At 62.7% G+C, this 10,550-nt stretch carries 11 protein-coding genes; 1 reads left to right on the top strand and 10 read right to left on the bottom strand.

From position 1 onward, the window contains the following. Positions 1-143: 143 nt before the first annotated feature. The 8 genes from J5J83_RS22820 to J5J83_RS22785 form a co-directional block, all read right to left on the bottom strand. Positions 144-641: a flavin reductase family protein gene (locus J5J83_RS22820; protein WP_212353701.1), complete on the bottom strand. Its 498-nt coding sequence runs from the start codon at positions 639-641 to the stop codon at positions 144-146. A gap of 9 nt (positions 642-650) precedes the next feature. Further along, positions 651-1,862: an outer membrane protein transport protein gene (locus tag J5J83_RS22815; protein ID WP_249116148.1), complete on the bottom strand. Its 1,212-nt coding sequence runs from the start codon at positions 1,860-1,862 to the stop codon at positions 651-653. A 10-nt stretch (positions 1,863-1,872) separates the two neighbouring features. Further along, positions 1,873-3,102 (bottom strand): styrene monooxygenase/indole monooxygenase family protein, encoded by a 1,230-nt coding sequence (locus tag J5J83_RS22810; protein WP_212353698.1) that lies wholly within the window; start codon positions 3,100-3,102, stop codon positions 1,873-1,875. A gap of 180 nt (positions 3,103-3,282) precedes the next feature. Beyond that, positions 3,283-4,251 carry an AraC family transcriptional regulator gene (locus tag J5J83_RS22805; RefSeq protein WP_212353683.1) on the bottom strand — a complete coding sequence of 323 codons (969 nt, stop codon included), beginning with the start codon at positions 4,249-4,251 and terminating at the stop codon, positions 3,283-3,285. 5 nt (positions 4,252-4,256) lie between these two features. Beyond that, a complete protein-coding gene (locus J5J83_RS22800; protein ID WP_212353680.1) occupies positions 4,257-5,258 on the bottom strand; it encodes an AraC family transcriptional regulator in 1,002 nt (333 codons plus the stop codon). Between the two features lie 120 nt (positions 5,259-5,378). Then, positions 5,379-6,266, bottom strand: a complete 888-nt coding sequence (locus J5J83_RS22795; protein ID WP_212353677.1) for a VOC family protein — start codon at positions 6,264-6,266, stop codon at positions 5,379-5,381. A gap of 37 nt (positions 6,267-6,303) precedes the next feature. Then, the gene (locus J5J83_RS22790) at positions 6,304-6,732 is read right to left on the bottom strand and encodes a lipocalin-like domain-containing protein (RefSeq protein ID WP_212353675.1); all 429 of its coding nucleotides are present in this window, start codon (positions 6,730-6,732) and stop codon (positions 6,304-6,306) included. A gap of 79 nt (positions 6,733-6,811) precedes the next feature. Further along, complete coding sequence (locus J5J83_RS22785) at positions 6,812-7,687, bottom strand: alpha/beta fold hydrolase (RefSeq protein WP_212353673.1); 876 nt, start codon at positions 7,685-7,687, stop codon at positions 6,812-6,814. Positions 7,688-7,900: 213 nt separating this feature from the next. Between J5J83_RS22785 and J5J83_RS22780 the strand changes: the two genes are divergently transcribed. Further along, positions 7,901-8,602: an FCD domain-containing protein gene (locus tag J5J83_RS22780; RefSeq protein ID WP_212353671.1), complete on the top strand. Its 702-nt coding sequence runs from the start codon at positions 7,901-7,903 to the stop codon at positions 8,600-8,602. A gap of 40 nt (positions 8,603-8,642) precedes the next feature. Here the strand turns inward: J5J83_RS22780 and J5J83_RS22775 are convergent, their stop codons facing one another. After that, the gene (locus tag J5J83_RS22775; protein WP_212353669.1) at positions 8,643-9,179 is read right to left on the bottom strand and encodes a cupin domain-containing protein; all 537 of its coding nucleotides are present in this window, start codon (positions 9,177-9,179) and stop codon (positions 8,643-8,645) included. A 95-nt stretch (positions 9,180-9,274) separates the two neighbouring features. Then, complete coding sequence (locus J5J83_RS22770) at positions 9,275-10,381, bottom strand: alcohol dehydrogenase catalytic domain-containing protein (protein ID WP_212353667.1); 1,107 nt, start codon at positions 10,379-10,381, stop codon at positions 9,275-9,277. Positions 10,382-10,550: the final 169 nt, after the last annotated feature.

Genomic DNA, 10,550 nt, shown 5'->3' with positions numbered 1-10,550 from the left:
ACGCGCTCCAATGCGGACACCGTTTATCCCCACAGCGCACAATTCGGAATGCGTGCCGGAAACGGACGCCATTGACTGCGGCGAGCCCGATTGGTCCCGGGCTGCCGCCTGCAACGACGGGCTCCTCAGGGCTGCCAGCCTGTTCAGCTCACGACGCCCTCGACCGCATCGACCACCGCGTAACGACCACGATGAAACAACAAGGGCGCCAATGCGTCTTCCGGCAGCTGCAGCCTCACCACCCTGCCAACGAGGATGAGATGGTCACCCCCGTCGTAGCGATGCGCCGTCTCGCACTCGAACACAGTCGATACGGCGTCCAGCAGTGGCACGCCGCCCACCCCTTCGCCGACGCGCAAATCGGCAAACTTGTCGGATGAGGCCCGTGCAAAGCGGTCGGACAGACCGCGCTGGTCCGCGTCGAGCACATGCACCGCAAAATGCCCGGCCTCGGCGAAGGCCGCGAAGCTGTATGCGCTGCGAGCAATGCTCCACAGCACGAGCGGTGGTTGCAGCGATACGGTATTGAAGCTGCTGGCAGTCACACCGACCGGCTTGCCCTCGGCATCCAGGGTGGTGACGATGGTGACGCCGGTGGCAAACTGGCCGAAGGCACGGCGCAGATGTACTGGATCGATCATCGCGCCTCCTCAGAACCTGAAGCTGTAGGACGCGGACAACCAGTCCTGCCCCATGTAGAGATCGGTCAGCCCATCCGGCGGCGCACCTGTCCCATGTACCGTTTCCTTGAACGAGCGCGCATAAGCCACGGAAAATTCGCTGCCATCGGCGAGCGCAAGGGTCGCACCAAGGGTGAAATGGCGGCGGTTGGCCGAAGGGGCAAGCACGCCGAGGAAGGTGTCACGGCTGTCCAGCAGTCGGGTGCCGTGGTTGTATCCTGCGCGCACGGTCCACTGCGAATCGATGGCGTAGGCCACCCCTGCCCGCCACACGGACTGGTCCCGCCAGCCGAAACCGGGTCCAGTGCTCGATCCGGGCGCGCCGGTGGCGTTGCCGACGCCGTTGTTGCCCAGCGCGCGCACATCGCTCCACAGGATGCGCTGCGCATCGACGCCAAAAGTCCAGGCCCCTTGAACAAAGCTTGCACCCGCCCCGTAGCTGGCCGGAATATCGAAGTTGCCGCGTTCGGGCAGCAAACCTTCGAAGGTATCCATCCGCCCCATATCGACCTTGCTCGTCCACACCACGCCGAGTCGCAGCCCTCCACCCACCTCACCCGTCCATCCGACACGGAGCCCCGCACCGTAGGAATCGTCGCGCCCTTCGGGCAAACCGATGCTGCCGGTGCCGCCGACATCGAGCACCTGCCTTGCCAGCACCAGCCCCACCCCGACCGCATGCTGATCGCCGAGCTTGCGCGCATACGACACGGTGGTGACCATCTGCTTGAGCTCCGAGCTCGGTGCCTTCATCCCCCCGATACTGGCTTCGTTGGCGTAATTGGTTCCGACACCATTACCAACCACACTCACACCCAGACTGGATACCGGATCGATCATCCAGTTCGCGCCCAGCTGGGGAATGATGTACAGACTCTTGTCCGCGCTGCCGTCATACTGCGTACCGGCGAAATAGGCGCCGTTATCCACCAGCAGGAACGCCGCCCCCAGATCCACACGGTTGCCCACCCACACCATGCCGGCCGGGTTGGTGGCACCGACCAGCGCATCCTGCGCAAGCGCGATGGCAACACCACCCATGCCCTCGGACTTGACGCCGTATCCATGCGGAAAGGTTCCCTGCGTGGCCATTGCCGACTGCCCGCCAGCGCCGAACAGCACCATCACCAGACCGGCCATCAGCTTGCGGTCGACACGCGCGCACTTCGTATTCATCGTCATTTCGCTTTCCTCAGGCCGCAACGGCAAACGATTCGATGAAGCGATCGGCTTCGTCGGCGTCGTAATACCAGGGTGAAAGGCTCTTCGGATCATCAAACGCGTTGGCGACGTACGCTGCCAGGGCCGGATTCTGTCCGCACGCGGCAAACACCTTCAGCACCTGCGGGGGCGGCGGCAGCAGATGGGTATTCGTGAAGCGCGTCACCCATTTCGCGTAGTCCCAGTAGGTCTCGAAACTCTTTTGCATCCAGGCCTCATTGAAAGGCCTGTCGCCATGGCGGACAATCGCATCCATGTAGAGGGCCGCGCACTTGCTCGCATTGTTCGACCCCTGGCCGGTGATCGGGTCGTTCAGCACCAGCACATCGGCCATCCCCATGACCGCGGCACCCGATGGCAGTCTGCCGACTACCTTGCGCACGGTGGGCGTGATCCGCCCGACCAGCGTTCCCAGGTCGTCGGTCAGTCGCAGGGCCTCGCAGCGTTCCGCCTCCCAGGGGAAGAACTCGCGGATCAGTTCGACGGCGAGCCGGAGATGGGCCGCAGGCGAATCGACCTCGTTCCAGCGGTCCATCGGGCCGCCCGGAATACACTCCAGGTTGATGATGTCGCACGCCCCCGTATGCGTCAGTGCGGGAAAGTTCACATACTCGCCGATGCCCGGGTTGACGCTGATGTTGAGCGCGGAAAAGTCGGCACGCGGCTTCATGCCGTGCACGTAGGTCAGCGAGATCGTGCGCAGCGGCGCATCGAACTGGCTGCGCTCGGCATCGCGCTCGAACAGGGCGCCAATCTCACCCTTGCCGGTGGACACGACCACGAGATCCGATTCGGCCGCATAGCGCTCGAGCTCTGGTATCCCCGCATCGGCAATGACAAGACGGCCTCCGCGGCGCTCGAACTCGGCCATCCACGCAGGCATCTTGATGCGTTGGTCGACGGACTGTCCCGGCGCGCGCATCGGCGAGCGCCAGTCAATCAACGTCACCCCGTCGCTTCCTCCTGCACGGAAGTGCACGCCCGAAATCGGCGGACAGGTGTCGTCCCAGAATGCGAGGTCGAGCTCGCGCTCGTAGCCCACGGCCATGTCGTACATCGACTGGCTCGACATGACGCGACCTTCGGCGATCTGCGCCGCAGTTCGATTGGACACCAGGCTTACGTCAAAACCTTTGGCCAGCAGACCGATGCCAAGCTGCAGGCCGCCCTGCCCTGCACCGATGATGGTGATCTTGCGCATGTTGTTTCTCTCCGTCGTAGTTTGGTGCGAAATCTTCGAGATCGAAGACAAGCCCAATTTGACGGAGAGGCGGTGCAATCAATATGCGAGAACTGCAGGCGACGTGCACAAACTGCAGGAAAATCAAGGACTCACCAACTCGGTGCGTCGATGCACCGCAAGCGGGCAACAAATGGGACCTTAGCGTCCGCGCGCCATGGTCTCGTGCGGCTGCTCGTCGAAGCGACGTCGATACTCACAGGCGAAACGCCCGAGCTGATAGAAGCCCCAATGCGTCGCGATCGTGGTGACACTGCGCGGCTTCGACGCATCGAGGAGGTCGCGGCGGACACACTCCATGCGCAAGTCACGCAAATAGCGCATCGGACTCACGCCGAGAAACTTCCGAAAGCCGTCGAACAGCGTTCTGCCGCTGACGCCCACTTCTGCAGCCAGCGTTTCGATGGTCAGCGCCTGCTCGGGATGGGCACGCATGTAGTCTTCGGCCGCCTTGACGTGGCGTGGCAGCACGACGCGCCGCTCGCTCCGGGCCGTCTCGGCGAAACTGCCCGGCATCCAGCTCAACAGCGTGGTCATCAGCAACTGTTCGAATTGCGACCTGACCAGCGGCTGCTCGGCGAGTTGCGGGTGACGCTGGAGTTCGGCGAGCACATGCTGCGCGGTCGCAACCCACGATGCGACCGCCGGTTGTCGCAGATCGACCGAGGGCAGAAAAGCAAGCGGTCCCGCCTCCGTACGCCCCGACAGCGCTGCGGCATGCGATTCGAGTGCGTGGCGCTCGATCCTGACCACAAACTTGCGGCAATCCGCTCGCCAGTTCATGCCGAGTCCGCTCCTTGGCGCATGAATGGACGGGTGCACGGGGTCGGAGCAAAAAGCGCGGCCGTCCACAACCATTTGATCCGTCCCCGCAAGTGGTACCTGGATCAGGTAGAAGTCGCCCAGCCTGCCCGGTTCGACACGGACATCGGCCCCGTATCCCATCTGGCTGAAGCTGAAATCCCCCATCCTGCAATGGGTCTGTTCGTAGGCCAGGCGCTCGCGACCACCGACCTGGTCGAGGCGATGATCGCAATAGATTCCCGCAACGATGCTGCGGGTCTCGTCGAGATCGTTCGATCGATAGATGACCGAATGCGCGTTCGACATCGCGCTCAGCGGGCCAGCGTCTCGGACGGGCTTTCACCGAAACGGCGCTTGTAATCGGTGGTGAAGTGTCCCAGATGGCCAAACCCCCATTGATACGCAACGGCGGTCACCGTGGTGCGGCCGGTCTGCCCGCGCAACAGTTGCTCACGCACACGGCTGAGTCGAACCTCTTTCAGAAACAGCATGGGCGACGTGTTGCGATACTTGCGGAATCCGGTAAACAACGAGCGTGTGCTGACGCCCACATGCTCGGCCATGTCGCCAACGGTGATCGGCTCGTGAGCATGTTCTTCGATGAACTGTTCGGTACGGCGAATGAAGGCGGGTGCAACGGTACGCGAGTCTTCGCACAGTGCGCGGGTGTAGTTGTGGGTCTGGCACACCAGCAGCATGGTCACCACCATCTGCTCGATCTGCGCCGACAGCAGCGGCGACACCGGATCGGGTTCGGACTTCAGGGTTTCAAGCAGCCAGTGAATGGTGCGCATCCAGCGCTGGCCGGCGCCGGTCTCGAGCGGCATTGCCGTATCGAACTCGATCCGGTTCGGCAGGTTGCCCCCAAGGTGCTGCCGGCAGTGCCGTTCGAGCAGGTCACGGTCGACCCGGAGAATCAGCTTCTCGGTGCGATCGGCATGACGAATGCGGACCGGGCGATGGGCATTGAGGATCGACCCCGTGCCCGCAGCGGTTTGCGTTGTTTCGCCCGCGCACTCGATACGCTCGGATCCGCACAAGGGCATCTGGATCAGATAGAAGGAATCGAGCACCCCCGGCTCGATGGTCACTTCTCCGCCGTAACTCATGCGTCCGATGCCGATACCGTTCATGCGCCGGTAGTACATGCGTGCGTTGACGGGTTTGCGGGCATCGAGGCTACGCAGATTGTTCTCGCAGAACACCCGCGTTCCCCAGCTTCGGGCCTCTTCGAGATCGCGCGTCTGAAATCGCTCGAAGCGGCCCATTTCCACAAAGTCGTTGCGGTCGTATGCCAATCCCTGCAATTGCATCGTCACTCCTTGTCTCTCTGTCGTGTCTGCCCGCGCCTGCTCTGTGGCAGGTCTGCCCTGCGGCCTGTCGGAATATCATCGTCCGGCAGCGGGCACGGCCAGCGCCCGCTGCGCAACCGCCTACTTCACCAGAAGGTGCTGGTGCCCCCAGGCACTGGTCACGTCATAGGTCTTGACATCGAGGTCTTCCGCCTCCACTTCGAGCCCCCCCCAGCCGTATTCGACCTGCACCCCCGACGGACTCTCCACATAAAAGGAGAACATCCGGTCGTTGATATGGCGCCCCAGTGCGCGCGTCTGTCGAAACCGGCTTTGATGCACCCGGTCGAGCGCACGGCCGACATCGTCGAAATCGCGTACCTGCAGCATGAGGTGCCCGAGTCGGCGCCCAAGCGGAAGATAACCTATCGCTAAAGAATGATGTCGGGCGTTACAGCGCATGAACACGAAATTGCCCTTCTGGCCGCCGTAGTTGGCAGTCGAGACAAAATCACTGGTAACGAAGCCCAGCAAATCGCAATAGAAGCGATGGACCTCCTCCACGTTCTCCACCACCAGCATTACATGCCCCAAGCCTTGCTCGCCGGTGACGAAACCGCCGTGCGCGAGCGGCGCGTGGAAGGGTTGTTGCGGACGCATCAACGCGCCGTAGGACAGTTCCACCTCCATCCCGGCCGGATCGCGGAAGCACAGCATCTCGCGCACGCCACGCGCCTCGCAGGCGTCGTTGCCGCCAACGCGTACATCGACACCTGCGTCTGCCAAGCGCGCACGAATCGTCGCAAAATCCTCACCGCAATCGACTTCAAGTCCCATCACGACAATATCATTGCGTGGTCCCTGTGTAACCTGTATCCGCCACGGCCGATCATCGACTTTCAGCCGAAGATCGGCTGCCCCGGGTGCAGACACGACTTCGCAAGCCAATACGTTGGACGCGAAATCGCGCCACGCATCAAGATCTGTCGCTTCCATCTGCACATATGCCAGTCGTTTTACCTGTGCCATCAATCCTGTCTCCTGTACCGACACATCCGTCCGTCGATCAGACCGAAGCCCGCCGCCAGGCGAGAACGGCCGTCCTCGCTTCGGGCGTGCCGTCCTCGATCCGCGCAACCAGTGTCATTTCATCGGGACCGGTGCGCCGGACCTTGCGCCGCTGGGCCGTCCCCTGCCAGTTCGGGAAAATGCACAATTCGATAAAGTGAGTCACGGTCTCGCCATCGAACTCGTAGCGACCGGCGTAGGTCAGATACTCATCGTAGGCCGCAGCCTTGTCGCTGTCGGCAGCATCCCACTGCCCCCCCGTGGTGAAGACGTGGCGCGGCCGCTTCGACAGCACGCAGAACATGTTCCCGCGGCCGTACTCGATGAAACCGTCGATATCCTCGCCAAACGGATAGACCTTGCGTCCGTCGTCATACTCCTGCCGCCAGGAAACGATGTTCCAGCGCCCTTCGATGTCTTCATTCATCAATGTTCTGCTCCTGCATTCGGGATCGCGGCGCCCGGGCGCCCGATCTTCCTGGTCAGTCGGAAAAATTATGCAATGTTCAGGCCAGGGCCGGCTCGGCGAGGACCGGCGCGAGCGGTTCGTCGGCGCTCGCCTCGGACAGGAAATCGCGCACCAGCCGGGTAAATCGCGCCGCCTGTTCGATTTGCGTCCAGTGTCCGCAACGTCCGAACACGTGAAGCTGCGCACGCGGCAGAAGCGAGGTCAGGCGGATCGAGCTCTGCAGCGGGATGACCCGGTCCTCGCGCCCATGAACCAGCAGCACTTCATGCGCAATGGTGCGGATCTGCGCTTCGTCGCTGGCCAGCGCCCGAACCCAGCGCTGGCGGGGTGCAGGGAACATGGCCGAGAAGGACTCCTGGAACCCGGGCTGGATACTGGCCTGGTAACGCAGCTGGGCGAGATCGTCGCTGATCAGGCTGCGGTCAAAGGCGAAGATATCGAGCAGCCTGCGCATGTTTGCCGGTGACGGCTCATAGCCCCAGACCGCCTCCAGCCCCTCGGTGATGGGAAAGTCGATGCCCGCACTGCCCATCAGCACGATTCGCCGCAAACGCGTCGGGTGACGGATGGCCAGCTTGAGCGCGAGCGCACCACCAAACGAATTGCCCACGATGTCGGCCTGGGCGATACCGAGCGCATCGAGCAGCCCGATGGCCTGATCGACCCACGCATCGGCGTTGTACACCTGCCCCTCGGGACGATCAGTGAAGCCGAATCCGACCATGTCGGGAATGATCACCCGGCGGTCGGCAGCGAGCGGATTCATCACCGTACGCCAGTTGACGTAGCCACTGACCCCGGGCCCCGACCCGTGAATCATCAGCAAGGGAAAACCTGCACCGAGATCGTGATAGTTGGTACGAATTCCGCCCACATCGATGCTGCGGCCAATCTCGGGGTTGCTCTCACTCATGCATCGCTCCTTTTTTCAAACGTGGTGGCGTTGGCGGATCAGGCACACACCATCCGTGACAAATAATCTTGAGATTTTTGTGTGATCTCTTTTTTTGTGCACACTGTCTTTTATTTGTTCATATGTCAACCATATGAAGAATGTTATGATTTGGCCCATCTTCATCACCTTCAGCACACCATGATTCGCGAAGCCCCAACTGCGTTGGGCGGGATGAGCCCTGCGCCTCCCGCGACACTCATCGAAACGGCCTACCGGGCAATCCGCCGCAACATCGTGCTGGGCGTCCACGCACCGGGCGAAAAGATGCGCGTCGAACACCTCAAGGACCGCTACGAGATGAGCTCGGGCACCCTGCGCGAAGCGCTGGCGCTGCTGGTATCGGACGCCTTGGTCGTAGCCCAGGGGCAAAGGGGATTCACAGTCGCTCCGATGTCGGTGGCGGATCTTGAAGACCTTGTCTATCTGCGCGCACTGGTCGAGAGCGAGGCTGCGCGCCAGAGCCTGGCGAATGGAAACGACGACTGGGAAGCGACGCTGGTGAGTTGCTTTCACCGTCTGACACGTGCCGAGGAACGCCTCGGCGCGCGGACGGCTGAAGCCTATGAAGAATGGGAGCGACGCAATTTCGAGTTCCATGAGGCACTCGTTGCCGCTGCGACATCGAAACGACTGCTCGAACTGCGCTCGAAACTGCATTTGCAGGCCGAACGCTATCGCAGGCTGTCGGCGCTGGACGGCCCTCGCCCGCGGGACGTTCATAACGAACACCAGCAGATCTTCGAGCTGGCCATGCAACGAGATGCCGACGGACTGGTGGCGATACTGCGCACCCATCTGCAGCGACCGCTCGACGTCATCCTCAATGGCCGCTTGCTGGAACGCACGCCGACAGATACGGGCAGAGCGGCGTAAACGCCGTCTGCCCATGCAATGGAGCGAGTGAGCCTACCGCTCAGTGGCGCGCGCCCATCAACACGAAGAACAGGTGCGCAGGTACCGAACTGCGATTGCGCCACGCGTGGCGGGTGCCGACCTGCACCACCACGTCGCCTTTGACGAGCCGGGTCTCCTCTCCGTCGCCCAGGTCCAGCCAGATCTCGCCGTCGATGACCACACCGTAGTCGATCGTATCTGTGCGGTGATAGCCCGACCCGTCAGCCTCGAAGGTATCCACCAGGCCGGGAAGGCGTTGGGCAAACTCTGCCCCCGCCTTCTCCGGATCGAAATCGGGTCCGGCGGACAGGCTGTCGGGCGGAAAGCACACGACCATCGCCGTGGTGCCCCCCGGCTCGGGCATTACCGAGCTCAGGCCAAGCGCCGAGTCAGCCGGGCGCGGCACGATGCGGAGATCGGCCCCGGTCTGCCACACGACGGCGGCAGAAAAGCCCGGATTGTGTTCAAACTCGGTGTTGCCCGGCACCGGGCCCGAAAGGACGACTTCGGCCTTGCCGTCGGCATTGTGACCGGTGACGACGCGTTTTTTCTGCATATCGCTGCTCTCCTGTGGGTTTACGCATGACCGTGCCTGCTTCGGCTCGCCATCACCGCCCTTTCCGGTGCAGTGACGACGACCGTCTCTGAACATCACTGGCAACGGATGTGGAAGTTCGTGAAGCCGTTGCCCTGCGCCTCGATTTCATCCAGCGCTTCGTTGAGCTTGTCGAGCGCGAACGGCCTTGATTCGAGCAGACCGAGGTCAAGCGTCCCGGAGGCGATCATGCTGGCCATCTCATCGCCCTCGGCCGGGGTGAACCAGAGCGAGCCGATGTACTGAAGTTGGGCACACATGAAGGGGTGCGGATCGATCGGGATGGGTCCGGCGACGCCCCCGATCTGCACGATGCGTCCGCCGCGGACAACTGCCTGCATTGCATCGACCGAAAGTTCGGCCGGTGCCTTGGCGCCAAGCGTATCGAGCATGACATCGACTCCGTCCGGAATGCGCGCGCGTACCTGATCCTTGATCGGCCCGTCACCGAGCCGGATGGCAATCACCCGCTGCGGGTCGAGTGCGACGAGCTTGGCCAGCGCCGCTGCATCCCGCGCGACCGCCACCACGCGGGATGCGCCAAACGCGAGGGCCAGCAAGGTGGCGCCCACGCCCAGCGTGCCCGTCGCACCCAGAATCAGGATGTCCTGCCCCGGGCGCAGCGCCGACTTGCGGATGGCCGAGTACGCCGTACCGAGATAGCCGAAGCGCGCTGCCTCCTCGCTTTTCAGGTTGTCCGGCAGGCGAACCAGATTTGCCGCTGGTGCGGTTGTGTATTCGGCATAGCCGGCGTAGGGATAGCGTTCAAAGATGCGCTGCGAATCCTTGCCAAAACCGAAATAGCCCATGAAGGTATAGGCGTCGCAGCGGGTCGGTTCGCCACGCTTGCAGTGACGGCACTCCCCGCAGCCGACGCCCGGATTCACATAGACCCGCTCGCCGACCTTGAACGAGGTCACGCCCTCTCCGACCGCGGCAATCGTTCCGGCGGCATCCAGCCCGAAAATGGCGGGGAGCGCGGGCAGCGGGAGGAAGGGGTACCAGGTCGGGAAATGCGTCACCACATTCCTGAGGTTGGGAATCACTCCACAGGCCTCGACCTTGACCAGCACATCGTGCTTGCCCGGTGTCGGCATGGTCACCTCGTCAACCCTGAATTTCCCGCCGATTTCGTGTAGTCGTGCAGCCTTCATCATCGCCATACTGTCTTCCTCCAGGGATATCGACGCACTGACGGGGCGTCGTTCCGGGCGGCCCGATACCTGTCAGGCCGTATTTGCATTGAAGCGGTGTCGCTCCTCGCGGCGCCGCACGATCAGGCCGCCGCCTTCGCCCGCGCCAGATTCATCGCCGTATCCTCGATCATGTCTT

The sequence above is a fragment of the Azoarcus sp. L1K30 genome, assembly GCF_018122735.1.
Taxonomy (GTDB): domain Bacteria; phylum Pseudomonadota; class Gammaproteobacteria; order Burkholderiales; family Rhodocyclaceae; genus Parazoarcus.
This window is presented reverse-complemented; position numbering and strand designations above follow the sequence as displayed.

Excerpts from the sequence above, each read along its gene's own strand:
- J5J83_RS22820 (WP_212353701.1), bottom strand. The coding sequence starts at position 641 with ATGATCGATCCAGTACATCTGCGCCGTGCCTTCGGCCAGTTTGCCACC.
- J5J83_RS22780 (WP_212353671.1), top strand. The coding sequence starts at position 7,901 with ATGAGCCCTGCGCCTCCCGCGACACTCATCGAAACGGCCTACCGGGCA.
- J5J83_RS22810 (WP_212353698.1), bottom strand. The coding sequence starts at position 3,102 with ATGCGCAAGATCACCATCATCGGTGCAGGGCAGGGCGGCCTGCAGCTT.
- J5J83_RS22790 (WP_212353675.1), bottom strand. The coding sequence starts at position 6,732 with ATGAATGAAGACATCGAAGGGCGCTGGAACATCGTTTCCTGGCGGCAG.
- J5J83_RS22815 (WP_249116148.1), bottom strand. The coding sequence starts at position 1,862 with ATGACGATGAATACGAAGTGCGCGCGTGTCGACCGCAAGCTGATGGCC.
- J5J83_RS22785 (WP_212353673.1), bottom strand. The coding sequence starts at position 7,687 with ATGAGTGAGAGCAACCCCGAGATTGGCCGCAGCATCGATGTGGGCGGA.
- J5J83_RS22800 (WP_212353680.1), bottom strand. The coding sequence starts at position 5,258 with ATGCAATTGCAGGGATTGGCATACGACCGCAACGACTTTGTGGAAATG.
- J5J83_RS22775 (WP_212353669.1), bottom strand. The coding sequence starts at position 9,179 with ATGCAGAAAAAACGCGTCGTCACCGGTCACAATGCCGACGGCAAGGCC.
- J5J83_RS22770 (WP_212353667.1), bottom strand. The coding sequence starts at position 10,381 with ATGGCGATGATGAAGGCTGCACGACTACACGAAATCGGCGGGAAATTC.
- J5J83_RS22805 (WP_212353683.1), bottom strand. The coding sequence starts at position 4,251 with ATGTCGAACGCGCATTCGGTCATCTATCGATCGAACGATCTCGACGAG.
- J5J83_RS22795 (WP_212353677.1), bottom strand. The coding sequence starts at position 6,266 with ATGGCACAGGTAAAACGACTGGCATATGTGCAGATGGAAGCGACAGAT.